Annotated in this window: 27 protein-coding genes; 10 read left to right on the plus strand and 17 right to left on the minus strand. The window is 64.2% G+C overall.

Features of this window, described 5'->3' with window-relative positions; genetic code table 11:
• Window positions 1-2 precede the first annotated feature (2 nt).
• From LB515_RS01920 to LB515_RS01935, 4 genes are all read right to left on the minus strand, one after another.
• Entirely contained in the window at window positions 3-215 is a 213-nt protein-coding gene (locus LB515_RS01920; protein WP_140848002.1) for a hypothetical protein, read from the minus strand.
• Between the two features lie 149 nt (window positions 216-364).
• Window positions 365-760, minus strand: coding sequence for a GFA family protein (locus LB515_RS01925; RefSeq protein ID WP_095765229.1), 396 nt, complete (start codon window positions 758-760; stop codon window positions 365-367).
• Between the two features lie 137 nt (window positions 761-897).
• Window positions 898-1,845 carry an alpha/beta fold hydrolase gene (locus LB515_RS01930; protein WP_224706566.1) on the minus strand — a complete coding sequence of 316 codons (948 nt, stop codon included), beginning with the start codon at window positions 1,843-1,845 and terminating at the stop codon, window positions 898-900.
• A gap of 123 nt (window positions 1,846-1,968) precedes the next feature.
• Window positions 1,969-2,217 carry a ParB N-terminal domain-containing protein gene (locus tag LB515_RS01935; protein ID WP_042644583.1) on the minus strand — a complete coding sequence of 83 codons (249 nt, stop codon included), beginning with the start codon at window positions 2,215-2,217 and terminating at the stop codon, window positions 1,969-1,971.
• A 146-nt stretch (window positions 2,218-2,363) separates the two neighbouring features.
• Between LB515_RS01935 and LB515_RS01940 the strand changes: the two genes are divergently transcribed.
• From LB515_RS01940 to LB515_RS01955, 4 genes are read left to right on the plus strand one after another with little or no spacing between them, the layout of a single operon-like run.
• Complete coding sequence (locus LB515_RS01940) at window positions 2,364-4,004, plus strand: N,N-dimethylformamidase beta subunit family domain-containing protein (RefSeq protein ID WP_224706567.1); 1,641 nt, start codon at window positions 2,364-2,366, stop codon at window positions 4,002-4,004.
• 1 nt (window position 4,005) lies between these two features.
• A complete protein-coding gene (locus tag LB515_RS01945) occupies window positions 4,006-5,388 on the plus strand; it encodes an aspartate aminotransferase family protein (RefSeq protein WP_224706568.1) in 1,383 nt (460 codons plus the stop codon).
• A 13-nt stretch (window positions 5,389-5,401) separates the two neighbouring features.
• Entirely contained in the window at window positions 5,402-5,896 is a 495-nt protein-coding gene (locus tag LB515_RS01950) for a GNAT family N-acetyltransferase (protein WP_224543877.1), read from the plus strand.
• A 2-nt stretch (window positions 5,897-5,898) separates the two neighbouring features.
• Complete coding sequence (locus LB515_RS01955; protein WP_224706763.1) at window positions 5,899-6,924, plus strand: histone deacetylase family protein; 1,026 nt, start codon at window positions 5,899-5,901, stop codon at window positions 6,922-6,924.
• A 6-nt stretch (window positions 6,925-6,930) separates the two neighbouring features.
• Here the strand turns inward: LB515_RS01955 and LB515_RS01960 are convergent, their stop codons facing one another.
• From LB515_RS01960 to LB515_RS01970, 3 genes are all read right to left on the minus strand, one after another.
• The gene (locus LB515_RS01960; protein ID WP_224706569.1) at window positions 6,931-8,199 is read right to left on the minus strand and encodes a cysteine desulfurase-like protein; all 1,269 of its coding nucleotides are present in this window, start codon (window positions 8,197-8,199) and stop codon (window positions 6,931-6,933) included.
• Between the two features lie 27 nt (window positions 8,200-8,226).
• A complete protein-coding gene (locus LB515_RS01965) occupies window positions 8,227-9,294 on the minus strand; it encodes an aldo/keto reductase (protein WP_224706570.1) in 1,068 nt (355 codons plus the stop codon).
• Between the two features lie 349 nt (window positions 9,295-9,643).
• Window positions 9,644-10,102 (minus strand): hypothetical protein, encoded by a 459-nt coding sequence (locus tag LB515_RS01970; protein WP_224706571.1) that lies wholly within the window; start codon window positions 10,100-10,102, stop codon window positions 9,644-9,646.
• A 388-nt stretch (window positions 10,103-10,490) separates the two neighbouring features.
• Here LB515_RS01970 and LB515_RS01975 point away from each other — a divergent pair, with 388 nt between their 5' ends.
• Window positions 10,491-10,655: a DUF1127 domain-containing protein gene (locus LB515_RS01975; RefSeq protein WP_140546832.1), complete on the plus strand. Its 165-nt coding sequence runs from the start codon at window positions 10,491-10,493 to the stop codon at window positions 10,653-10,655.
• A 53-nt stretch (window positions 10,656-10,708) separates the two neighbouring features.
• Here the strand turns inward: LB515_RS01975 and LB515_RS01980 are convergent, their stop codons facing one another.
• On the minus strand, window positions 10,709-11,215 hold the full coding sequence (locus tag LB515_RS01980) for a DUF1993 family protein (protein WP_224706572.1): 507 nt from the start codon (window positions 11,213-11,215) through the stop codon (window positions 10,709-10,711).
• Between the two features lie 141 nt (window positions 11,216-11,356).
• Between LB515_RS01980 and LB515_RS01985 the strand changes: the two genes are divergently transcribed.
• Window positions 11,357-12,406 carry a DUF1176 domain-containing protein gene (locus tag LB515_RS01985; protein ID WP_224706573.1) on the plus strand — a complete coding sequence of 350 codons (1,050 nt, stop codon included), beginning with the start codon at window positions 11,357-11,359 and terminating at the stop codon, window positions 12,404-12,406.
• 16 nt (window positions 12,407-12,422) lie between these two features.
• Here the strand turns inward: LB515_RS01985 and LB515_RS01990 are convergent, their stop codons facing one another.
• The 7 genes from LB515_RS01990 to LB515_RS02020 all read right to left on the minus strand — a co-directional run bounded on the left by LB515_RS01990 (window position 12,423) and on the right by LB515_RS02020 (window position 18,795).
• Window positions 12,423-13,310, minus strand: a complete 888-nt coding sequence (locus LB515_RS01990; RefSeq protein WP_224706764.1) for an alpha/beta hydrolase family protein — start codon at window positions 13,308-13,310, stop codon at window positions 12,423-12,425.
• A gap of 33 nt (window positions 13,311-13,343) precedes the next feature.
• On the minus strand, window positions 13,344-14,960 hold the full coding sequence (locus LB515_RS01995) for an NTP transferase domain-containing protein (RefSeq protein ID WP_224706574.1): 1,617 nt from the start codon (window positions 14,958-14,960) through the stop codon (window positions 13,344-13,346).
• On the minus strand, window positions 14,957-15,661 hold the full coding sequence (locus LB515_RS02000) for an XdhC family protein (protein ID WP_224706575.1): 705 nt from the start codon (window positions 15,659-15,661) through the stop codon (window positions 14,957-14,959). Before LB515_RS02000 ends, LB515_RS01995 begins: the two co-directional genes overlap by 4 nt.
• A gap of 6 nt (window positions 15,662-15,667) precedes the next feature.
• Entirely contained in the window at window positions 15,668-16,006 is a 339-nt protein-coding gene (locus tag LB515_RS02005) for an XdhC family protein (RefSeq protein ID WP_140722749.1), read from the minus strand.
• 86 nt (window positions 16,007-16,092) lie between these two features.
• The gene (locus tag LB515_RS02010; RefSeq protein WP_224706576.1) at window positions 16,093-17,343 is read right to left on the minus strand and encodes a vWA domain-containing protein; all 1,251 of its coding nucleotides are present in this window, start codon (window positions 17,341-17,343) and stop codon (window positions 16,093-16,095) included.
• A gap of 5 nt (window positions 17,344-17,348) precedes the next feature.
• The gene (locus LB515_RS02015; RefSeq protein ID WP_140840139.1) at window positions 17,349-18,272 is read right to left on the minus strand and encodes an AAA family ATPase; all 924 of its coding nucleotides are present in this window, start codon (window positions 18,270-18,272) and stop codon (window positions 17,349-17,351) included.
• A 28-nt stretch (window positions 18,273-18,300) separates the two neighbouring features.
• On the minus strand, window positions 18,301-18,795 hold the full coding sequence (locus LB515_RS02020; RefSeq protein ID WP_095765215.1) for a flavin reductase: 495 nt from the start codon (window positions 18,793-18,795) through the stop codon (window positions 18,301-18,303).
• A 191-nt stretch (window positions 18,796-18,986) separates the two neighbouring features.
• Between LB515_RS02020 and LB515_RS02025 the strand changes: the two genes are divergently transcribed.
• Together LB515_RS02025 and LB515_RS02030 are read left to right on the plus strand one after the other, a co-directional pair.
• Window positions 18,987-20,057 (plus strand): branched-chain amino acid ABC transporter substrate-binding protein, encoded by a 1,071-nt coding sequence (locus LB515_RS02025; protein WP_224706577.1) that lies wholly within the window; start codon window positions 18,987-18,989, stop codon window positions 20,055-20,057.
• Window positions 20,057-21,073, plus strand: a complete 1,017-nt coding sequence (locus LB515_RS02030) for a P1 family peptidase (RefSeq protein WP_224706578.1) — start codon at window positions 20,057-20,059, stop codon at window positions 21,071-21,073. Before LB515_RS02025 ends, LB515_RS02030 begins: the two co-directional genes overlap by 1 nt.
• Window positions 21,074-21,080: 7 nt before the next feature.
• On the opposite strand, the gene LB515_RS02035 is transcribed toward LB515_RS02030, so the two are convergent.
• The gene (locus LB515_RS02035; RefSeq protein WP_224706579.1) at window positions 21,081-21,338 is read right to left on the minus strand and encodes a DUF2171 domain-containing protein; all 258 of its coding nucleotides are present in this window, start codon (window positions 21,336-21,338) and stop codon (window positions 21,081-21,083) included.
• Between the two features lie 262 nt (window positions 21,339-21,600).
• Between LB515_RS02035 and purB the strand changes: the two genes are divergently transcribed.
• Window positions 21,601-22,908 carry an adenylosuccinate lyase gene (gene purB / locus LB515_RS02040; protein ID WP_224706580.1) on the plus strand — a complete coding sequence of 436 codons (1,308 nt, stop codon included), beginning with the start codon at window positions 21,601-21,603 and terminating at the stop codon, window positions 22,906-22,908.
• A 247-nt stretch (window positions 22,909-23,155) separates the two neighbouring features.
• Here the strand turns inward: purB and LB515_RS02045 are convergent, their stop codons facing one another.
• A complete protein-coding gene (locus LB515_RS02045; RefSeq protein WP_224706581.1) occupies window positions 23,156-23,968 on the minus strand; it encodes a VOC family protein in 813 nt (270 codons plus the stop codon).
• A gap of 199 nt (window positions 23,969-24,167) precedes the next feature.
• On the opposite strand from LB515_RS02045, the gene LB515_RS02050 reads away from it, so the two are divergent.
• The gene (locus LB515_RS02050) at window positions 24,168-24,725 is read left to right on the plus strand and encodes an RBBP9/YdeN family alpha/beta hydrolase (RefSeq protein WP_224706582.1); all 558 of its coding nucleotides are present in this window, start codon (window positions 24,168-24,170) and stop codon (window positions 24,723-24,725) included.
• Window positions 24,726-24,732: the final 7 nt, after the last annotated feature.

Raw genomic sequence — 24,732 nt, forward strand, 5'->3', positions numbered from 1 at the left:
CCTCAGCGGTAGAGCCACTGCTTCAGGCAGCTTCTTGCCACGACATGCGCGGGCGGCACCGAAGCCTGGTCGATGCGGGAATCATCACTCGCCCTCTCGCGAGCCTTTTCCAGAAGCAGGCGAAGCTCGGCCGGGCGCACGCGGTCGCGCGCCATTACCAGTTGGACCATCGGGTCGTTCAAAAGCTCGTCCAGGGTGTTGATGCTCTCGCTCATCCGTCGCCTCCTCGATGCCTTCCCGCATGGCGCGTAGATAGGCAGCCAAAGATGGCCCGCCAATGACGCTTTGCCGGCTATGTCGTGAATCGAAGATGAAATTTTTGTGCAGGCCTTCTTCCTTCTCCCCTTGTGGGAGAAGGAAGAAGCTACGCCGGCGGCGCGCCTTCATATTGAGGCAGGCCATCGTCAAGCATCACCCAGGGCTGCTTCGACGCGGTCCAGAAATGCATGTCGGGCTTGAACAGCGACGGGTCGTCGAGCGAGCCGGAGGTGATGCCGAGAATGCCCCTGGAATCACGGCGTGAGAACAAAGTCGTGCCGCAAACCGGACAGAAGCCGCGCTTGAGGTCTGGCGTGGAATTGATCGTCGCCACCGGTCCTTCGATAGTCACGTCGTCGATGCGAAACAGAAGTCGCGCATTGAAGGCGGCGCCGATCGCTCTCTGGCAGATGCGGCAATGGCAGATGCGTTCGTTGATCGGCTCGGCCTCGGCCCTGTAGCGCACCGCGCCGCAAAGGCATCCGCCCTCATACTTGGTCATCACCAGACACCTGCCTCGAGGAAATGCCGGGCACCCTAGTGGCCGGCATGGCAGGGTCAATCAAAAAACATTGATGGGATACGATCGCTTGAGCTGATGCCGCTGGCCGGCTGCGTCAGGCGGCCAGCGGCCAGGATTCATTCGCTGACGATCTCGTCCCAGGTCTTCACCTTGGTGACACCGTCGAGGAACGGCAGCGTGCTGGCGACCAGTTCCGGCGCGAAGAACACGTCGTAATGCGTGCGGTTGGGGATGATCGCCAGCCGGTTCTGCGACAGGTGCTCGCGCATCCAGCCGGCGTCCTTCAATCCGCCGCCGAGCATCTGGAAGAACTTGATCTCGTGCTCGGGCTTGTACATGTCGCTGTCGCCGTAGACGAGCATGACGGGCATCTTCAGCTTCGGCACGTCGGCCGAGAAATCATAGTCCTTGCGCATGAAGGCGCCGAGCGCATCGAGCAGTTTTGGGAAATCCTCGGGCTTTGGCGCCACGGCGACATAGGATTTGTACATCGGCGTGTCCTTCATGAACTCGGCGGCCGCCGCGCTCACCTGCGCCTGCTGCGGACGCATCTCGTCATAGAAGCCGTTGGCGGCGTAGCCGGTCGACACCATGACCAGCCGACGCACCGCTTCGGGATGCTGAACGGCCATGCGGAAGGCGACGCCGCCGCCAAGCGAATAGCCCATGACGTCGACCTTGTCGTAGCCGAGCGCCTTGACGAAGGCCGCCATATCGTCGCCCATCGCCTCAAGGCCGAAAGGCCGTTCGCCGAGCGCGGTGCGGCCATGTCCCTGCAGGTCGACGGCGATCACCGTGCGATGTTCGGCAAATTTCGGCAGGATCGGCGCGAACATGTCACTCGAACCCAGGCCGCCATGCAAAAGAAGCAGCGGCTCGCCCTTGCCGTAGACGGCGTAGTAGTAGTTCACGCCGTCGATCGGCAGCAGGCCGGATTTTTCCGGCTTCAAGAGAGCTTTGGTTTCACTGGTCATGACAGGCTTGGTCTCCTCGGATTGTGCGCTCGGCGGGGCTATGAGGGTCATTGCCGAAGCAAGGATGGCGAAAAACAGGGTCTTGGGCATTTCAGTCTCCTCTCCGCTTGCGTTGCCTCAAGGACGCGGTGGGAGAACCCAAGCCGACATGGCCCGCTAAATAATTCGAGGGAGAGTGGAAGCGCCTCGGCAGGCGACTCCAAAGAAGAAGGATCAGTGGCGCTTGGCCTGCACTAGATAAGCGTCGATCATGGTCTCGCCGAGCCACTTCGCGGCTTCGAGCCTATGCAGCCCCTCGACCAGGATGTGGCGCTTGCCGTCGTGCCGCACCTGTATCGGGGTCTTCATGCCGTTTTCGAGAATATCCTCGGCAAGATGGCGCACTGTCTCGGGATGCAGCGTCTTGCGCCGCGCCGTCGGCACGTAGATGTCGTCGACCTTGACCTTTTGCACACGCAGCATGTCGGCTCCTCGGCGAGAATGTCGCCTCAGCATGAATAGTTGGTTTGCCGGCGGCGGCCAAGCGCGAGCGCGCTGGCCCGATGCTTTCCATTTGACGCTTGGCCAGCCGATGGTCTCAATGACGGCCTCGTGATCTCAGGTGTTCCTTGACGCAACTGCCCAGTGAATTCCCCGATTTCGGGCTGACGCCCGAGCAGCGCCGCGAGGCGGTGCGCGGCCACTATTACGAATGGCCGGGAATGGATGGCCCGAGCGGCGAGATCTGGGGCTACAGCGACCGGCTTTCCTATCGTCCGGGCGAGACGGTGACGCTCTTCGTCAGCGCGTCGGCGCCGCAATTCAGCCTCGCCATCATTCGCGACGGCGACAACGAAACAATAGTCTTCGAGGGAGCGGGCCTGTTGGCGCGCTGGCAGGATACGCCCGACCAATGCTCGGTCGAAGGCTGCGGCTGGGAGGCTTCGTTCGAATTCCGTGTCGGCGACGATTGGCCATCCGGCGCCTATCGCGTGACGCTGTCGGCCGAAGGCCGAAACGGCACGCCGATCCACAGCCATCATCTCTTCATCGTCACACCCCTGCCCGGCCGCAAGCCCGGCCGCCTGCTGCAGGTCGCCGCTACCGGCACCTGGCTCGCTTACAACACCTGGGGCGGCTCGAACCACTATCAGGGCATCACCGGCCCGAACCGCGACCAGTACGCGACGACGGTGTCAACGCAGCGCCCCTGGTGCCGCGGCTTCGTGGTGCTGCCCAAGGATGCGCCGCGCGTGCCGCTGGAAGTCGCGGTGCCGCCGAAGACCGTGCCACGCTATCCGCATATGGAATGGGCCTTCGCCACGGGACATTCGAAGAAATACGCCTCGTCCGGCTGGGCGAGCTATGACAGCCATTTCTTCCGATTCGCCGAGCGCGCCGGCTATCAGGTCGATCTCGCGAGCCAGCACGACCTCCATCTCTCGCCCGAAATCCTCGACGGCTATGACTGCGTCGTCTTCGTCGGCCACGACGAATACTGGACCTGGGAGATGCGCGATGCCGTCGACACCTATGTCGAGCGCGGCGGACATGCGGCGCGCTTCGCCGGCAATTTCATGTGGCAGACGAGGCTGGAGGACCAAGGCCGCCGCCAGGTCTGCTACAAATACAAGGCACGCGCGGAAGACCCGGCCTATCGCGGCGGCGACGTCACCCGCGCCACCAATTCCTGGGAAGCGCCGGAGATCGGCCGTCCCGGCAGCGCCACCTTCGGCCTCAACGCGACCCGAGGCGTCTATGCCGGCTGGGGCGGCTGCGCGCCGCGCGGCGTGCGCGGCTTTCCGGTCTACCGTCCCGAGCATTGGGCCTTTGCCGGCACCGGCATCTATTACGGCGACCTGCTCGGCGCCGACAGCCATGTCTATGGCTATGAGGTCGACGGCCTCGATTTCGAGATCCGCGGCGGCCTGCCCTACCCGACCGCGACCAGCGGCGCGCCGGACGGCTTGCAGGTGCTGGCGGTCGGCATGGCGAGCCAGGTCGAGGAAAGCGCCGACATCCCGGTCGAGGACCAGTTCCTCACCGACGAGGATGGCCGCTTCACCGCCGAGACGTTGTTCGGCGAGGCGAGCGACGCCAATCTCGACAAGGTCAAGCGCGGCAACGGCATGATCGTCAATTTCCCGCGCGGCAAAGGCGAGGTCTTCCACGCCGGAAGCTGCGAATGGGTCGCCGGCCTGCTAAGGCAGGACGCGATGGTCGAACGCGTGACCAAAAATGTTCTCGACCGCTATCTCGGAAAGTCCTGACATGTCGAAACTGGAAGTCCAGCCCGTAGCAGAGGCCGAAGCGCGGCCGCCGTCGCACCTGTTCTATTTGTCCAGCCTGCGCCGGCCGCTCGTCGACCGGGCCGAGGGCATCTATTTCTGGACGAAGGACGGTCGCCGCTTCATCGATGGCTCGAGCGGGCCGATGGTCGCCAATATCGGCCACTCCAACCGCAACGTGCTCGACGCCATGAAGCGGCAGATGGACAAGACCACCTTTGCCTACCGGTTGCATTTTGAGAACGAGCCCGCCGAAGAGCTGGCGCGCGCGCTTGCTGGCAAGCTGCCCGAAGGCATGGACCGCATCTTCTTCGTTTCGGGCGGCTCGGAAGCGACCGAATCCTGCATCAAGCTCGCCCGCCAATGGGCGGTCGCCACCGGCCAGCCCAAGCGCTGGAAGGTGGTCACCCGCTTCCCCTCCTATCATGGCGGCACGCTGGGCTCGCTTTCCATCACCGGCGACGATGCGCTCGCCGAAACCTTCACGCCGATGATGAAGGTGATGCCGACAGTGCCTGCGCCCACGGCCTGGCGCGACCGCGACAATCTCTCGATGGAGCAGCGCGGCCTTCGCTATGCCGACATGCTGGAGGAGAAGATTCTCGCCGAAGGGCCGGAAAGCGTTTTGGCCTTCATCATGGAGCCGGTCGGCGGTGCCGCGACCGCAGCCCTTGTCGCGCCCGACAGCTACTATCCGCGCATCCGCGAAATCTGCGACCGCTACGGCATTCTTCTGATTCATGACGAGGTGATGAGCGGCGCCGGCAGGACAGGCAAGTTCCTCGGCGGCGACCACTGGAACTGCAGGCCCGACATCGTCGCCCTCTCGAAGGGGCTGGGCTCGGGTTACGCGCCACTCGGCGCCCTCGCCGCGCCGATGCGCCTGGTCGAGCCGCTGCTGGCCTCCGGCGGTTTCCAGCACGGCCACACCTATGCCGGCAATCCGCTTGCCTGCGCCGCCGGCCTCGCCGTGCTCGGCGAGATGGACCGGCTCGATCTCATCGTCAACGCCGCCGCCATGGGCGACGTGCTGATGGCGGAGTTGAAGGGCTTGCAAAAGCGCTTCCCCTTCATCGCCGACGTGCGCGGCAAGGGCCTGCTCACCGGCGCCGAAATGGTCGCCGATCCGGAGACACTGAAGCCGATCGACCCGGCCAGCAAGGCGACGCAGCGCCTGCTCGACCACGCCTATGCGCGCGGCCTGATCATCTATGGCCGCAAGGTCAAGGGCGGCGTCGACGGCGACAATTTCATGGTGGCGCCGCCGATGATCATCACCAGAGACCAGATCGGCGAGATGATTTCCATCATCGGAGATTCGCTGGAGGCGCTGGCGGAGGAACTCGATCTGCCGGTGGAGGGATGAGAAAGGTGTTTTGATGCCGGCACCAATCACCCTCCGCCCCGGCACCATCGATGATGTCGAAACCATCCACGCCGCCCTGCTGCGCCTCGGTACCGATATCGGCGCGCATCAGGAAATCACTTCGACGCCCGAGGATCTGCGCCGCTACGGCTTCGGCGCCAAACCCGCCTTCTCGACCCTGATCGCTGAGATCGACGGCGAGTTCGCCGGGCTTTGCCTGCATTTTCCGATCTTCTCGACCTGGATGGGCCGACCAGGCGTCTATGTGCAGGACCTTTATGTCGAGGATCGCTTCCGCGGCCGCCGCATCGGCGAAAAACTGCTCAGACGCGTGGCGAAGGAATGCCGCGCGGCGGGCGGTAGCTATCTGAGGCTGTCCGTCGATACCGACAATGAGACGGCCAAGGCCTTCTACGAAAGACTGGGCATCGGCCGGTCGAGCTATGAGCAGGTGCAGAAAATCGTCGGCGATGCCTTTTTCGCCTTTGCCGATACGCCGGAGGAATGATGATGAAAGCCTTCTATGCCGAGGAGCAGAAGCGCCATGACCCGAAAGCTTTCCTCTCCAGCGGCGCGCCGCAGCCCAACCCGGAAAAGCCGGAGCGGGTTGAACGATTGTTAGCCGGCGCAAGATTGGCCGGCTTGACGATCGAACGTCCAGGCAATCATGGACTTGGCCCGATCGCCGCGGTGCATACGCCTGAATATCTCGATTTTCTCGAGCACATTTTTGCGCGCTGGCAGCGCATCGAAGGCGCCTCGGCGGAAGTCATCCCAAACATCCATCCGATCGCCCGCGCCGGCTCCTACCCGGCCTCGGCTGTCGGCCAGGCCGGCTACCACATGGCCGACACCGCCTGCCCGATCTCGGCCGAGACCTGGAACAGCGCGCTGTGGAGCGCCTGGAGCGCGGTGGAAGCCGCTGAAGCGGTGATGGCCGGCGCGCCCTCTGCCTATGCGCTTTGCCGTCCGCCCGGCCATCATGCTTTCGCCGATGTCGCCGGCGGCTTCTGCTTCATCAACAATTCGGCGGTCGCGGCGCAGGTGCTGCGCAAGAACGCCGCCCGCGTCGCCATCCTCGATGTCGACCTGCATCACGGCAACGGCACGCAAGGCATCTTCTATGCCCGCCCCGACGTGCTCACCGTCTCGCTGCACGCCGATCCGGTGCGCTTCTACCCATTCTTCTGGGGATATTCAGACGAGCGCGGCGAAGGTCCCGGCCTCGGCTACAATCTCAACCTGCCGCTGCCGCGCAAGTCCGGCGACGCGGCCTTTCTCGAAGTGCTGGCGACGGCCTTCCAGCGCATCCGCGCCTTCGCGCCGGAAGCGCTGGTCGTGGCGCTCGGCCTGGACGCCTTCGAGGGTGATCCGTTCGGCGGCCTGTCGGTGACGACGCAAGGCTTCTCGCGCATCGGCGAAGCGATCGCCGGACTCGGCCTGCCGACGGTCATTGTCCAGGAAGGCGGCTATCTCTGCGATGCGCTCGGCGACAACCTCACCGCATTCCTCACCGGCTTCGGCGGGAAGCGTTAGGCGGCCTTAAGAGCGCTGCTGCCGCAGCATCGCGATCACGCGGTGCACGCTCTCCAGCGTCTCCTCGATCTCGGCGGCCGTGTTGTAATGCGCGATGCCGATGCGCACGACGCCCTGCTCGGCGGGTATTCCGAGCTGGTGGACGACCTCCCACGCATAATTGTGGCCGGACCAGACGAAGATGTTCTCGGCATTCATCTGCCGCACGATCGTCTCGGGCGCGATGCCTTCGACGGTGAAGGACACGGTCGGCACCCGCTCGGCGAGGCGTTCCGGATCGATGATGCCGTGGATGACCAGCCCCTCGATGTCGGACAGGCCTTCGATCAGTTGCCGGGCAAGCGTATTCTCGTAAGCGATCGAGACCTCGAACGCCTTGGCGATCCGCTGCCGCGGCGACCCGCTCTCGCCGGCGGCAGCGCCGAGATCGGCGAAATAGTCGATTGCCGCCGTCAACCCGGCCATCAGCTCGATCTGCGGCGTGCCGAGCTCGAACCGCTCGGGCAGGACGTTCGACGAGCAGCGGCATTTGTAAGGCTGGAGCGCGTCGATGACGTCGCGCCGGCCCCACAATAAGCCCATATGCGGCCCGAAGAATTTATAGGCCGAGCAGATCAGGAAATCGCAGCCGAGCGCCTGCACGTCGACCAGCCCGTGCGGCGCGAATTGCACGGCATCGACATAAACCAGCGCGCCGGCCTGTTTAGCTGCCGCCGTCAGCGCCTTCACCTTGTTGATCGAGCCGGTGAGATTGGAGGCATAGTTCAGCGCGACAAGCCGCGTCTTTTCCGAAAGCAGTCCCTTGAGCGCCGTCTCCTCCACCTGCCAGCTCCGCTCGTCGAACGGCAGGAAGCGCACGACAAGGCCGAGATCCTCGGCAAGCTGCAGCCAGGGCGAGACATTGCCCTCATGGTCCATGCGCGTGACGATGATCTCGTCGCCAGGTTTCATCGTCCGGCCAAGCGTGCGCGACATGTGGTAGGTCAGCGTCGTCATGTTGGCGCCGATGACGATCTCCTCGACGCTCGGTGCGTTCAGGAAATCGGCCATCGCGGCATGCGCAGCGTCGACCACTTTTTGGGCCGCGACCGTCGTTTCAAAGAAACCACCGAGATTGGCATTGGTCGTCAGCAGGCAGCGGGATACTGCGTCGGCCACCGCTTGTGGCACCTGTGTGCCGGCGGGATTGTCCAGATAGATGCGGCGACGCCCGTCATCGGTCAGCGAAAGCGCCGGAAACTTGCCGCGTACGGCTTCGATCGGAAATTCTGCCATCGTCTCCATCCCTTTGTTTTTTCTCGCTTAAGGGCACGGATTGCCGACACGTTGGTGGATGGCGTCGACCGCTTTCTGCATCTCATCCGTCCAAGCGACATCGACCGAGGACAGCGCCGTCCCGAGCTGCGCGATCGTGGTCGCGCCGACGATGTTCGCGGTCACGAAGGGCCGGCTCGCCACATAGGCGTTGGCAAAAAGCGCTGGCTCCATGCCGAAGGAACGTGCCAGCTCATTGTAATGAAGCAGCACCTCCGCCGCGTTCGGCGTCTCGTAGCGCTGGCCTCGGTTGAACAGCTGCGAGCGCGAGCCCTGCGGTCGCGCGCCATGATCGTATTTTCCGGTGAGATAACCCTGCGCCAACGGCGAATAGGGAAGAAACGCGATCTCCTCGCGCGCGCAGACCTCCGCAAGGTTCACCTCGAAGGTGCGGTTGACGAGGTTGTAGGCGTTCTGCAGCGAGGCGACGCGCGGGCCGGAGCCCTTCTCGGCTTCGAAGACGAAACGCATGACGCCCCAGGAGCTTTCGTTCGAGAGGCCGAGATGGCGGATCTTGCCGGCTTTCACCAGGTCCTCGAAGACGGCGAGCGTCTCGGCAATCGGTGTTTCGTCTGCGGGCGCGGCTGCGGCGTCGGCCCGGCGCGCCACCGCTCCGATCCGCGTCGGGTTCGAACCCCACGGAATGTCCCGGTCCGGCCAGTGGATCTGGTAGAGGTCGATATAGTCGGTGCCGAGCTTGGCCAGCGATTTCTCGACCGCGTCGAAAATGTCGGCGCGCACCAGCTTCGACGGACGATCGCCGCGGAACCATGCGTTGGCCGTGCGGCCGACCACCTTCGAGGCAAGGATGACCTTGTCGCGGTTTCGATTGGCCTTCATCCAGCTGCCGATGATCCTCTCGGTTCGCCCTTGCGTCTCTGCCTTGGGCGGGATCGGGTAAAGCTCGGCCGTGTCGATGAAATTCACCCCGCGCGAGAACGCCAGGTCCATCTGCGCGTGGCCTTCCGCCTCGCTGTTCTGCTGACCCCAGGTCATCGAGCCGAGGCAGATTTGCGAAACAAGGAGATCGGTCCGACCGAGGCGGCGCTTATGCATGGAATTCTCCGGCGGGAGGTTTGCGCGGACAGCGCGGGGAGGAGGTTGAACATAGAGCAAAACGCTTGCGTTTTGCAAAGCCGCCCAGTTTCGAGATTGGCCGAAGCGTCAGTCAGTTCGTCATTCTAGGGCGGAGCAAGGAGCGAAGCGACGCTCGCAGACCCTGGAATCCATTCCGTTACCCTAAAGCGTTGCAGCGGTTACAGAATTCTGCACCGTCGCACTCTACGTTGAAGGTCACGGAATGGATCCTTGGGTCTGCGCTCCGCTTCGCGCCGCTACGCCCAAGGATGACGAATATTGGAGAGGCTCCAGCCAATTTCGATAGCGAAGTCTCTGATGGAGGGAACTACCGCCTCGCCCCGGCCAGCGCCCGCCGCTTGGCCTCGTCAATCAGCATGTTGGCAACCTGCATGCGGATCATGGCACGCTGGCGCAGATGCGGCGCGACCCGGTCCGGATGGTTGGCGAAGGCGAAGTTACGGCGGATGCGACCGAAATCGGTGTTCTTGGCCGGACGGTCGAGGCCGAGCTCGCCGGCGATCGCTTCGGGATCGATCGGCGGCAGCTTCTCCTCTGGCCACTGCTCTTCGCCGGCAAGCGTCAGTTTCGCCTGGTCGAGAAGTGCTGCGAACTCGGCAGCGAGGTCGGCGGCGGACTCGCGATATTCGGCGGCGACGCTCTCGCCGGCGACCTTGATGCGGCCGGAATGCAGTTCATCGGCCACGGACAGATAGTCGAACGGGATAGACGGCCGGGCGCCCTCGTCTTCACCTTTCTCCGAGGCGACGATCAGGTCGTCGAGCAACGAAGCGAAATCGAGCTTATTCCCGGTGCCGATCTCAACCTCCTATCGTGACGGCATGCACTGATGCCGCCAAACATAAGGAGCTCTCGTTAAGAATGAATTCTGGCGATGCTGACAATTGGCGGCTTTTCCGCCCGGCAACACGTCATCGGACAATAAAAAGCCGGACTGCTCTTTGCAGTCCGGCAAGTTCGCCAGGAGTGGCGAGGAAAAAGCCAGCCATATGCCGGCACGGTTGCCTACGGTCGAGCCTACCGAAAAGTTTCACGGAAAATCGATTGTGGCGGGAAAATTGTCGCGGCATGGCAGCCATGCAAATGCTGCACTGCACAATTTAACAAATCGCCTATATGCTGGCGTCGGGAGGACCAACTGGGGCAACTGAGTCATGGGGTTCTTCACTGAAATGTTCGCTCGGCCGAGGCCGCAGGAACACCAGCGTTACCGCTCGGCGCTTGCGCTTCTGAACGCGATGAGCAATGCGGACCGCGCCGATATCGGCGTCAAGCCGGCGGATTTTCCGCGCATCGCGCGCGAAATGTCGATCCGCTGAGCTGAGCCAAAGAGGTTTCCCGGAATCCCGGGAAACCTCCAAGCCATTCAACATCAACGATTTCCGAGAAAAGTCTGCTTGCTGAGCGGCACGCCATTGTGGCGCAGGATGTCGTAGGCTGTGGTGACGTGGAAATAGAAATTCGGCATCGCCAGGTGCAGCAGATATTGCAGGCCAGGCAGCGTGGTTTCGCGGCCGCCGAGCCGCACTTCGACCGTCCTGTCCTCAGATCCTTCCAGATCGGCCGCCGCAAATGTCGCCAGATAATCGAGCGTCTTGGCGATCCGGGCCTGCAGCTCTCCGAAGCTCGCTTCATTGTCCTCATATTTCGGCACCTCGCGGCCGGCGAGCCGCGACGGCGCGCCCTTGGCATGGTCGGTGGCGATCTGGATCTGCCTGGCCAGCGCGAACATGTCGGGCGCCAGCCGCGCCGTGAGGAACACCTGCGGATCAATCTTGCGTTCGCCGGCATTCTGCTCCGCCGCCGTCAAGACGCTGGCCAGCGCCTTCAGCCTGGCGGAAAAAACGCCCACTGATATGTCGTACATGGAAATGGTCACGGGCAATCTCCCCACGCGGCCCAGCGCCGCGGGCCGTGAACTAGCGCCTCCCGCCACGATTCTTCAAGCGGCCGTGGCTATGGCGTCACCGCGCCGCCGCAATCGCCGTGGTAGTATTTTCGTTACCGAGCGGAGGATTCGATGAAAAGAGCCACTTTCGCAGCGACTGTCTTTTTCTCATTGGCCGGCCTCACGCATTCCGCGTCCGCGGCGGATGCGCCCTATGTCGATGACCGATCAAGCGCCGATGCGGTCGTCCGCTCGCTTTACAGCGCCATCAACCGTCACGAATTCGCCCGTGCCTGGGGCTATTTCGGCGATACGAAGCCGGCAAAGGACTTCAATGCCTTCGTCAAGGGTTACGACGGCACCGACAGCGTCGAAGTCAAGACTGGCGCCATCTCGGAGGACGGTGCTGCCGGCAGCATCTACTACAGCGTTCCGGTCGCCATCCAGGCGACCGACAAGAAGGGCGAGGCCAAGGTTTTCGCCGGCTGCTACACGGTCCGCCAGGTCAACGCGCAGATCCAGGAGCCGCCCTTCCAGCCGATCTTCATCGACAAGGGCGCGCTGAAGCCGTCGACCGAGGATTTCGACAGCGCCGTGCCGGCAAGCTGCGGCGACGGTCCGCCGCCACCGAAGAAGGACGAGGCGCTGGAGCAGGCCAAGAAAGCCTTCCTCGCCACCTATGGCGACCAATGCGACAAGCAGGATCCAGAGGGCAAGCCGATCGGCGAGCCCGAGGCTCATTCCATTCATTACAAGGACAAGAACGCCCAGCCCAACGACCCGGAGCGCGAGACGCGGCTGTTCCGCTTCTTCTGCTCGATGGCCGCCTACAACGAGACGGCGGTCTACTACATCGCCGACGATGTTAACGGCGTCTCACAGTTGCAGTTCACCGAGCCGGACCTCGACATCCGCTACGAGAACAACAACAGCGAAGGCAAGGTCGAATCGATCCACATCATTGGTTTCAAGACCAGCGGCTGGGCGACCAACTCGGACTATGACGACAACACAAAAACCATCACCACATCCAACAAATGGCGTGGTGTGGGGGATGCCTCGTCATCGGGAACCTACCTCTTCCGCAACGGCGATTTCTCGCTCGTCCAGTATGACGTCGATGCATCCTATGACGGCGAGCAAAATCCGCAGACAATCATCGATTACAACACGGCGCCTTGAGCCTCGGCAGAGGAAATCAGGGAGCCTTCGTCAGCATCCAGTTCAGCGTGCCGCGCCAGTCGACCATGCGGATCGGTGTGCCGTGCGTGCCGGTTTCGAACCGCACGAAGCGGGTCGGATAAGACTTCCTGGCCAGAATCGAGCGGAAGAAGGCTTCCTGCTTCTCCACCGGGAAGACCATGTCATGGCTGCCCTGGCCGAAAAACACCGGTACGCGGCGCTTGAAGGCGGGGCTGGTGAGAAAGCTTTCGTCCCACAGCGAGCCGAGCAACAGCAGCCCGCTGATGCGGCCGCCCGTGTCCTTGCGCGCGGCGAGCTTCCAGCAGATGATCCCGCCCATCGAGCCGCAGGCGACGAAGATTTTCGCGCTCGGCGATGTCTCGGCATAGTGGTCGATGAGCGCCGCGACCTGCGCCGCGCCCTTGTCGCCGAAATCGGGGAAATCGGGCGAAAGATAGAGCCCGTTGTTGGCGGCCATCAGGTTCTTGATGCGATTGAAATTGCCGCCGAAGGTGAAGTCGTCCACGCCTTGCTTGCGGCTGCCGCCTTGCCCGTGAAGATAGAGCACGATGATGGAAGCGCCTTCCGTCCTGCCGACCGCGACATGCCTGATATCGCCGGCATCGGTCTTCAGCATCAGGTCCTGCTGCACCTTGCGCACCCCGGGATCGGTGTATTGCGCATGCACGCGCTTTTCCGGCACCTCGTCGCGTTGGTTGATGTCGCGCATCTCGCGATAGTCGAGGACGGTGTAAGCGCCATTGTCGCCGGTCGACAGTGTCGCCGGATAGGCGAACAGATCGTCCTTGAACGATTTCAGCGAAAGCGTTTGCCCCTCGGCCGTCGAGAGGGAAAGCGCTGTCACGGCGATCAGGGCGAAGAAAAGTCGGAAACGCAAAGCCATGCCGAGAGGCATGCGAAATTCGGCTCCGCTTTGTCAATCCTGCAGAACGCCGCCCGCCCCTTCCAGCGCCTCGCGCGTGTCGACATCGATCGAGGCGCCCTGCCCGATCTCGACATCGACAACGTCAAGGCCCTCGGCCTCGACCAGATGGCGCGCGCCGGTATCGCCCTCGAGCTGCGCGACAGCCGCGAAAAGCGATCGCGGCAAAAGCACCGGATTGCCGCGCTTGCCCTGGTGCGAAGCGCGCACCACGGAGCGGCCGCCGGCGCGGCGGAACGCGTCGATCAGGCTGTCGAGGTCTTTCGACGAAACGCCCGGCATGTCGCCAAGCACGATCATGGCGCCGGCCGCGTCGGGCGCGACCTTCGCGATACCCGCCTTCAACGACGAAGCGAGTCCATCGGCGAAATCCGGGTTGTCCACGAATGTCACGCCAAGACCGCCAAGCGCCGAACGCACGCGCTCGCGCTGATGGCCGGTGACGACGACGGTGGCCGCGGCTTTCGAGCCCAGCGCACGACCGGCGGTGCGGCGCACAAGCGGCTCGCCGTCGAACAGCGCCAAAAGCTTGTTCGGCCCGCCCATCCGGCTCGAGCGGCCGGCGGCCAGGAGCACGATATCGACTTTCAGCGCCGACCTTGCCGGCTGCGGCGCCGGCTCGCGCGGCTGCGGCCGGGTCGGGATTTCCATCAAAAGCCCGCCGACGCCCATGCCGGCAATGTCGCTCGCGGTCACTTCAAGCCCGGCAACCAGCCGATCGAGCACCCAGTCGAAACCGTTCTCCTTCGGGCTGCGCGCGCAGCCGGGCGCGCCGACAATGCGCTTGCCGTCGAGGGTTCCGAGCACCAGCAGATTGCCGGGATCGACCGGCATGCCCGCGCGCACGACGGTCCCCCCGGCACGCTCGATCGCGGCCGGCACGACATCGGCGAAGTCGCTCATCGCCGAGGCGCCGAAGATCACCACCATGTCATTGTCGCGCGCCAGCTGGGTTGCGGCCGTGGCGACCGGCGCGACCTCATGCGGCGTGCGCCGCTCGGCCGTAAGTCGGCCGCCGAAACGCGCCAGGCGCGCCTCGGTGACGCGCAGCGTCTTGCCGAGCACGCTCGGCTTGACGCCGGGAAGCATCGTCTGGATGACGCCGACAGTTACGGGGCGATAGGCATTGACGGCAAATATTTCGCGGCCGGCGCAGATCCTCACCACGCTGTCCACCAGGCTTGCGGCGACGGCAAAGGGGATGATCTTCACCGTCGCAACCATCTGCCCCTTCTCGACCGGCGCGTGCCGCGCCAGCGTCGCGATGGTGACGGCCGGATCGACGGCATTAATGGCGTCGATCATTGCGGCGTCAACGGTAAAGACGCCTGAGGCTTCCGCATGCAAATTCACCCGCCCGGTCGCGGCCGGCTTGACCTCGATGTTGCGGTGCCGCATGGCGGCGGCGATCCTATCGGCAGCGGCATCCTCGTCGAGATCATCCTCGGCAAGCACCGCGGCGACGACTTCGCCGACGCCCGCCGCCTTGAGCGCCGCGATATCGTCTCGGCTCAATCGGTGCGCCTTGCGGAAGCGTTTTTCGCCGGCGGTGGTCGCATGCGCCAGCACCGCCCCTTCCGCCTCGTCGATCGGAACCGGTCCGAATTTCACGCCACGGCGCCTTTTGCTTCGAGACCGCGCGAGCGGAAGGCGTGGATCGTCTGCGCAAGGACGGCGACGGCGATCTCGGCCGGACTGGCAGCACCGATATCGAGGCCGATCGGCGCGTGGATGCGGGCGATCTGGTCGGCACCGGCGCCGAGCGCCAGCAGGCGTTCGACACGCTTGGCGTGGGTTTTGCGGCTGCCCAACGCCCCGACATAGAAGCATCGCGCGTCGAGCGCCGCCTTCAGCGCGAAATCGTCGATCTTCGGATCGTGGGTGACGGCGGCAAGGGCGGTATAGTTGTCGAGCGGCGCACGCTTCAGCACATCCTGCGGCCATTCGGCATGCAGCGCGACGTCGGGGAACCGTTCCGGGGTCGCAAACGCGGTGCGCGGATCGATGATCTCGACCGGATAGCCGGCGATCTTCGCCATCGGCGCCAGCGCCTGGCTGATATGCACGGCGCCGATCACCACCAGACGCGGACGCGGCAGATGGGCGTTGAGAAAGAACGTCCGCCCTTCCGCCTCCACCGATTGTGAATTGCCGGTGCGGAACGCATTGGCGATCGCCGCGCCGAGATCGCCCGCAACATGGTCGCCCTCGCGCACGATGCGGTCGCGACCGTCGCCCAGGTCGGTGACAAGCACCGCGGCGCGGCGGGCGCGGCGTTCTTCGTTCAGTGTCTTCAGGACGTAGGGATCCATCTGTGATCAGCCCAGCCTTTCGACATAGACCTTGATGCGCCCGCCACAGGACAGGCCCACCTGCCAGGCGGTCTCGTCGGCGACGCCGAATTCCAGCATCCTGGCCTTGCCCGAGCCGATGACGTCCATCGCCTCGGTCACCACGGCGCCCTCGACACAGCCGCCGGAGACCGAGCCATGGAAATTGCCCTCGGCGTCAATAACCAGATGGCTGCCGACCGGGCGAGGCGCCGAACCCCAGGTCTCGACCACGGTCGCGATGGCGACATCCTTGCCGTCCTTCATCCAGCCTTCCGCGATGATCAGCGGATCGCGGGCCTCGTCGAGATAAATGCTCTCATCCATCGTCGCTTCTCGCAAAGTCTGTTTTTCAAGGGAAACCTTGGTCGTCCCTACGGTAAACGTTGGTTTCCCGCTAAGGAAACATATGGCTACGCAGCCTGCCTCCCGCCAGCTTGCCGCCAGCGGCGCGGGTCGACCGAAGCCGCCGGCCGCTGGTCGAGCGAGGCGCAAAGATCGGCCAGCGCGTCGAGATTGTGCACTGCCCGGAACTCATCGACATAGGGCAGCATCGCTTTCACGCCACGGGCGCGGGCCTCAAAACCGTCGAAGCGCAAAAGCGGATTGAGCCAGATCAGCCGCCGGCAGGATTTATGCAACCGCTCCATCTCTTGCGAAAGGCCGGCGACGTCGTCGCGCTCCAGCCCGTCGGTGATGAGAAGCACCACGGCGCCCTGCCCCAGCACGCGCCGCGACCACAGCCGGTTGAACTCGGCAAGCGTGTCGCCGATGCGGGTGCCGCCCGACCAGTCCTTCACCGCCGCCGAGCATTCGGCCAGCGCCTCGTCGGGATCGCGATGGCGCATCTGGCGGGTCAGGTTAGTCAACCGCGTGCCGAAGACGAAGGCGTGCACGCGCCGGCGCTTCTCCGTCAGCGCATGCAGGAAATGCAGGAAGATGCGCGTATACTGGCTCATCGAGCCGGAAATGTCGGCCAGAACGACCAGCGGCGGATGCGCTTCGCGCGGAGACCGGAATTTTGGCAGGATAAGCTCGCCGCCGGTGCGCGCGGCCGAGCGCATCATGGCGCGCGGATCGATGCGGCCCCCTTGCGCGTCCGCCCTGAAGCGCCGCGTGCGGATAAGATCGAAGGGCAGGCGCAAGGCCGCGATCGCCTTTTTGGCTTCGGCCATCTCCGCCGCATCCATCTGGGCAAAATCCTTGCCGCGCAGCACCTCGTTGCCGGAAAAAGTGAGGCGCGCATCGACCTCGATTTCCGGCACTTCGCGCACCGGCTGGTGCTTCCGATGGCCCTCGAACATCGCCTGGCTGACGCGGTTCTCGGCCGCCCGCGGCTTCTGCTTCTCAGCATTGTCCGCAGCGACCGGCGAAAAAATCGCCAGTAGCTTCTCGATCAGCTCGCGCGATTTCCAGAACAGGCGGAAGGCCTCGTCGAAGACAGGATGGTCCTCGCGCCGCGAGACGAGCACTGCATGCAGCGTCCAGTAGAAATCGTCGCGCGAGCCGATGCCGGCGGCAAGCACCGCCTCGATGGCGTCCTTCACGGAAGCCGGACCGACGCGCATGCCTGCCTTGCGCAACGTACGCGCGAAATAGACGATGTTGTCGGCGATGCGCCCATCGGCGAGCGCTTCCTTGGGTTCCGGACGCGGCACAGGCATCGCGCCTACTCCGCCGCCGACAGCTCGGCCTTCACCTCATTGAGGATGCGCCGGCCCTCGCCCTCGCCGATACGGGCGATGTCGTCCTGATATTTCAAAAGCACGCCGATGGTGTCCGACACGGTCTCCGGATCGAGCGCCACCTTGTCGAGTTCGGTCAAGGCGCCGGCCCAGTCGATGGTTTCGGCGACGCCGGGCGCCTTGAACAGCTCGACCTGGCGCAGCTTCTGGATGAAGGACACGACCTCCGCCGACAGCCGGCGGTTCGCCTGCGGCACCTTGCGCCGCACGATCTCCAGCTCGCGCTCGGCGTTCGGATAGTCGACCCAGTGATAGAGACAGCGACGCTTCAGCGCGTCGTGAATCTCGCGTGTCCGGTTGGTGGTGATGATGACGATCGGCGGCTCTTCCGCCTTGATCGTGCCCAGTTCCGGGACGGTCACCTGGAAGTCCGACAGGATCTCGAGCAGGAACGCCTCGAAAGCTTCGTCGGTGCGATCGAGCTCGTCGATCAGGAACACCGGCGCGGCACCCGCCTTGCCGGTCAGCGCGTCGAGCACCGGGCGGCGGATCAGGTATTTTTCGGAAAAGACGTTGCGCTCCATGTCGGAGCGCACGACCTTGCCCGCCGCCTCCTCCATGCGGATCTCGATCATCTGCGCGGCGTAATTCCACTCATAGACAGCCGAGGAGACGTCGAGCCCTTCATAGCATTGCAGGCGGATCAGCCGGCGGCCGAGCGCGCCGGCCAGCACTTTGGCGATCTCGGTCTTGCCGACGCCCGCCTCGCCTTCGAGGAACAAGGGCCGCTTCATGCGCAGTGAAAGAAACAGCACCGTCGCCAGCGAACGGTCCGCGACATAATCCGCGCCTGTCAAAAGATCGAGCGTTTCGTCGATCGTTTTCGGCGCGGGGCGCGGCGCGGTCATCTTGTCTCCGTGGATCCCGCTTGCACGTTCAAAGAAAATGATAGCCGCGGTTGTGGTAGATCAGCGGCCGCAAATTATCGCCGATGCGTAGGCCTGTCACCTTGCCAAAAAGCACACGGTGGGTGGCAAGGTCCTTGCTATCGATGATCTCGCAGTCGAACACGGCCAGCGCGCCTTTCAGCGTCGGGGCGCCAGTCGAGATCACATCCCATTCAGCAAGCGCGAAGCGCTCCTCCACCGGCAGGCCGGTGATGCCGGAAAAGGCGACCGATACGGCTTCCTGGTCCGATGCGAGGGTGTTGAGCGCGAACTTGCCGTTCTTGATGAAAGCCTCGTTCTTGGCGTTCTCGCGGTTGAGGCAGACCAGCACCGTCGGCGGGGTGTCCGAGACCGAACAGGCGGCGATCACCGTCGCGCCCCTTTTGCCGCCGGGCCCGTCGGTCGTCACCACATGCACATGGCCGGCAAAATGCGCCATCGCATCGCGATAATGCTGCGGCCCGATATCATTGATCTTCAGCACCCGATGTCCACCTGTCGAAACCAGTTCGTTATATATGGCGGCATATTGCACGCCACAAGTTGCATAGCATGGGCGAAGTGCTTGACCGCAATCCGCAAATTCGCGTGTTGCGCGGCGCTTAGCCAGCCTTTAGGCATTTTCTGGAATAGTGTCGGGACTGTATTCCCGGCATGGAGGATCTCTTAGCCCGAATGCGTCTTCTCACGACGACATCAGCCGTGCTGCTCTGGTTGTCGCTGGCCGCGAGCGCCGACGCTGAGACGCTGGTCGGCGTTGCCGCGCCGCTTTCCGGCTCATCGGCGATCCTCGGCAAGCAGATCGAGGCCGGCGCCGGCCTGGCGGGGGAGGCGAACGGCATCGCGATCAAGGCCGTGGACGATGCCTGCACCGCCGATGGCGGCACCGCAGCAGCGAAGGAATTCGTCGATGCCAAGGTCAATGTCGTGGTGGGCTTTCTCTGCACTGACGCGATCGAGGCGGCGCTGCCGATCCTGAAGGATGCCAACATCCCGGTCATCACGGTCGGCGTGCGCACCGAAAGCCTGACCGACCGGCGCGCCAAGACCGGCTGGCCGGTCTACCGGCTCGGGCCGCGCGGCGACGATGAGCGCAATGCGGTCGCCGCCAAGCTAATCCAGCTCTGGCGCGACGACCTGTTCGCCATCGTCGATGACGGCACCATCTATGGCCGCGAGATGGCCGAGACCTTTCGCGCCGCAGCCGAGCAGGCTGCCTTGAAACCGGTCTTCGCCGACACGTTCCGGCCGCAGCTCGACAACCAGATCGGGCTGATCGGCCGGTTGAAGAAGGCCGGCGCGACCAAGGTGTTCGCCGGCGGCGACGGCGAGGATGTCGCTATTATGGGCCGCGACGCCGCCCAGCTCGATGCCGGCATCACCTTTGCCGGTGGCGAAAACCTGCGCACGCCGCCGGGCGATGTGCCCTATGCCGTCGGCACGCTGATGATCGCCCCGCCGGAATGGTCGGAGATCGCCGATCCCAAGGTGGTGCAGGCTTTCGCAGCGAAGAACATCGTGCCGGACGGCTACACGCTTCCGGCCTATGCCGCGGTCGAGGTCGCCAAGTCCGCGCTGGCCGGTGCGCAAAGCACTGGGCAGCCGCTCGGCGAAGCGCTGACCGGCCGTGATTTTGCGACCGCGATCGGCACCGTCCGCTTCGACGACAAGGGCGATCTCAGCCAGAATCCGTTCCGCCTCTTCCGCTTCGACGGCACGCATTTCGTGCCGCTGGAGGACAAGTGATGTTCCGCACCGGTCCGCGCAATCTGATCACCGACGTTGCCGGCCTTCGCGTCGGCAATGCCACCGACGCCAGTCTCAAATCCGGCGTCACGGTGGTGCTGTGCGACGAGCCCGCCGTGGCCGGCGTCCAGGTGCTGGGCGGCGCACCGGGCACGCGCGAGACCGACCTGCTCGAGCCGCAGAATTCGATCGCGATGATCCACGCCGTCGTTCTGTCCGGCGGCTCCGCTTTCGGCCTTGACGCCGCCTCGGGCGTACAGGCGGCGCTGCGCGAAAAGAACATCGGTGTCGAGGTCGGCGGCTTCCGCGTGCCGATCGTGCCGGCCGCGATCCTGTTCGACCTGCGCAATGGCGGTGACAAGGATTGGGGCCGCTATCCGCCCTATCGCGAGCTCGGCTATGGGGCCGTGCAGGCGGCAGCAGTGGATTTTGCCATCGGCACGGCTGGCGCCGGCACCGGCGCCCTGACCTCCGGCCTCAAAGGCGGGCTGGGCTCCGCCTCGACCGCGCTCGATAGCGGCGTCACCGTCGGCGCGCTCGCCGCCGTCAATCCGACCGGCTCGGTGACGGTCGGCCGCAGCCGCCATTTCTGGGCGGCGCCCTTCGAGATCGGCGACGAGTTCGGCGGCCTCGGCTACCCGGCCCCGCTGCCTGAAGATGCCAGAAAGATCCTGCTGAAATACCGCGACAGGCAAATGGGCGGCGAGGCCGAAGGCGGCAGCACCACCATCGCCGTCATCGCCACGGACGCCGTCCTGACCAAGGCCGCGGCCAAGCGACTGGCGATTTCGGCGCATGACGGCTTCGCACGCGCCATCTGGCCGACGCACACGCCGGCCGACGGCGATCTCGTCTTTGCCCTGGCGACCGGCAGGAGCGGCATCGAGCTCGGCGCCGATGCCGCGATCGACCTGTTCGCAGCCGCCGGCGCCACCATGGCGCGCGCGATCAGCCGCGGCGTCCATGCGGCGACGCCGGCCGACGGCGACTTGTTTCCGGTTTGGTCGTCGCGTTGACGGCCAATCAAGTCGGATCGGACTTTTCTTCCTCGAAGGTGACCGCGACATCCGAATTCGCCGAGAGCCATACCTTCTGGCCGTCAATCTCCGCGACCAGGGCAAGCGAAATGTAGTGGTGATGGTTCTTGTGCGAGCCCATGCCGCTGTCGGCCTTGGTCAGCTTGATCCGATCACCCTCGACTTTGTCGACGGTGCCGATATGGACGCCGTCGGCGCCGATCACTTCCATATGTCCGCGTATCTTGCTGACGTCGGTGCTCATGCTGGTTCTCCGCTGGACGGCGATTTGCCCTTTCGGATGCGAGACGGCCGACAATAACAAATGAACGCCGGATTGGATGCATCGCACGGCGAGCCTCGTTCATCGTGGCGTGATAAGCATGACGCTGATGAGACAGATGACAAACCGTCTTGCAGCGCTCGTCGCGGTCAGTACCTGGTTTGCGCGGCAGCGGCGTTGAGCATTGGGCCTGGCTCTGTTAGGACGCGGCCGACGCTTCTCCCAGGCAGGACTTAGAAAACGGATGATCCCTCGCTATTCCCGGCCGGAAATGGTCGCCATCTGGTCGCCCGAAACCCGCTTCCGCATCTGGTTCGAGATCGAGGCGCATGCCTGCGATGCGCTGGCAGAGCTGGGTGTCATTCCGAAGGAAGCGGCGAAGACGATCTGGGAAAAAGGCGGCGCGGCCAAATTCGACGTCGCCAAGATCGACGAGATCGAACGCGTGACCAAGCATGACGTCATCGCTTTCCTGACCCATCTCGCCGAATTCGTCGGACCCGATGCCCGCTTCATCCACCAGGGCATGACCTCGTCGGACGTGCTCGACACCTGCCTTGCCGTGCAGCTGAGCCGGGCCAGCGACATCCTGCTTGCCGATATCGACGCCTTGCTCGCGGCGCTGAAGCGCCGCGCCTTCGAGCACAAGGACACCGTCACCATCGGCCGCAGCCACGGTATCCATGCCGAGCCGACCACCTTCGGCGTCAAGCTGGCGCAGGCCTATGCCGAGTTCTCGCGCTGCCGCGAGCGGCTGGTGCACGCGCGCGAAGACATCGCCACCTGCGCCATTTCCGGCGCGGTCGGCACCTTCGCCAACATCGAGCCTTATGTCGAAGAGCATGTGGCGGCAAAGCTTGGCCTGAAGCCGGAGCCGGTGTCCACGCAGGTCGTCCCGCGCGACCGCCATGCCATGTTCTTCGCCACGCTTGGCGTCATCGCATCGTCGGTCGAACGCCTCGCCATAGAGATCCGCCATCTGCAGCGCACCGAGGTGCTGGAAGCGGAAGAGTATTTCTCGCCGGGCCAGAAGGGCTCGTCGGCTATGCCGCACAAGCGCAACCCGGTGCTGACCGAAAATCTCACCGGCCTCGCCCGCATGGTGCGCGCCTACGCCATGCCGGCGATGGAAGACGTGGCGCTCTGGCACGAGCGCGACATTTCGCATTCCTCGGTCGAGCGCATGATCGGGCCGGATGCGACGGTGACGCTGGATTTCGCGCTGTCGCGCCTGACCGGCGTCGTCGACAAGCTGCTCGTCTACCCCGAGAACATGGAGAAGAACCTCAACAAGTTCCGCGGCCTGGTGCATTCACAGCGCGTGCTTCTGGCGCTCACCCAGGCCGGCCTGTCACGCGAGGACGCCTACCGCCTGGTGCAGCGCAACGCCATGAAAGTCTGGGAGCACGGCGCCGACTTCCTTGAGGAACTGCTTGCCGACAAGGACGTGACGGCGGCGCTGCCCGAAGCCGAGATCCGCGAGAAATTCGACCTCGGCTATCATACCAAGCATGTCGACACGATCTTCAAGCGGGTGTTCGGAGAGGCTTGAGGCCGAACAAAGGCGCGCGCTGGCGCCAGGCTGGAACACCCCTCATCCGTCTTGTCGCTTCGCGACAAGCCACCTTCTCCCACAAGGCGAGAAGGGGGAATTTGGCGCCCGCGCCTCAGCTAATCACGAACGCCGCGATTGGCGCCGGCTCCGGCGCGGTTTTCCCTTCTCCCCCTGTGGGAGAAGGTGGATCGGCGCGCTAGCGCCGAGACGGATGAGGGGTGCTCCAGCTTGACGCAGGCGTCGCTCAAGCCTTCCCAGGCACCGTCCTGATCACCGTGCCCCACGGGTCCTCACGGCTCGTCTCATCCTTGACATTGTCCGAGCGCATCTCGACCCAGGCGAGGCCCGAGCGCGACGGATCGCGGCGGCCGGCGCCGGCGCTCTGCCAGGCATTGGCGCCGATATGGTGGTGGTAATGGCCGGACGACAGGAACACCGCCTGGCCGCCATATTTGGCGACAGTGTCGAAGCCGAACTGGTCATGCCACCAAGCCTCCGCGTCCTCCGGCCGGCCGACGCGCAGATGCACGTGGCCGACAATGGTGTTTTCCGGCGCGCCCTGCCAGCCGGCATCGCCCGCCGGGACGCTGCCCACCACCGCCGGCAGGTTCAGCCGCTCGGTCGCCATGGCAATACGGTCGCCATTCCATTTCCAGTCCTGCGGGCGGCGATCGGCATAGATCTCTATGCCGTTGCCTTCCGGATCGGTGAGATAGAGCGCCTCGCTGACCAGATGGTCCGACGCACCCTCGATGCCGATGCGATTGGCGGCGGCGTGGCTGATCCAGCGGCCAAGGTCCGCGCGCGACGGCAAAAGGAAAGCGGTGTGAAAAAGGCCGGCGCTGCGCGGATCGTCCGGCTTGGCCGCAGAATCCTGCTCCAGCACCAGCAACGGCCGATTGGCTGCGCCGAGCGTGATCGTGCCGTCGGCGCGGCTCAGTTCCTGCAGGCCGACGATGGCGCGATAATAGGCCGCCAGACTTTCGGCATCGCGCGCCTTTAGCCCGACACGCGACACGCTGACCGGGGTGGTCGCGGCAAAAGGCAGTTCGCTCATCAAACTCTCCGTTCGGGCAGCGCTTATCCCAGCATGGGATTGTCGTGGCCGCCAGCCATTGTTCCTTGTTCCCCTCCAAATCGTCGATTGCGATCGTTCACACAAGAGAGCAAGAATCGAACAAGTTGTTCACAATTGTGATCGCTCCGAATTTTCCGACAGGGTTGCAGCCAAGAAGGCCGCTCGCTACATCGGCGCCATGAAAGTCAAAGACGCAGATATCCTGATCGTGCCGGGCTACACCAATTCCGGCCCCGAGCACTGGCAGACCCGCTGGCAATCGAAACTGTCGACGGCGCGCCGGGTCGAGCAGGCGGAATGGACCAAACCCGTGCGTGAGGACTGGACGGCGAGCGTGGCCAACGCCGTCAACGAGGCCGAGCGGCCCGTGGTGCTTGTTGCGCACTCGCTGGGCGTGACGGCGGCGGTGCAGGCCATCCCGCAATTCCAGAAGCCGGTCGCCGGAGCCTTCTTCGTCGCGCCGCCCGACGTCTCCAATCCGGAAATCAGGCCAAGGCATCTGATGACCTTCGGCCCCTATTCGCGCGATCCCCTGCCCTTTCCGTCCATCGTGATCGCCAGCCGCAACGATCCGTTCTGCGCCTTCGAGGTCGCCGAGGACATTGCTGCCGCCTGGGGATCGCTCTTCATCGACGCCGGCGAGGCAGGCCATCTCAACCACGACGCCGGCTTCGGCCCGTGGCCCGAGGGTTCGATGACTTTCGCCAAATTCCTGACGGAACTGAAAGAACCCTGATCGGCGC

Origin of the sequence: Mesorhizobium sp. CA15 (genome assembly GCF_020165215.1) — a bacterium.
GTDB lineage: Bacteria > Pseudomonadota > Alphaproteobacteria > Rhizobiales > Rhizobiaceae > Mesorhizobium.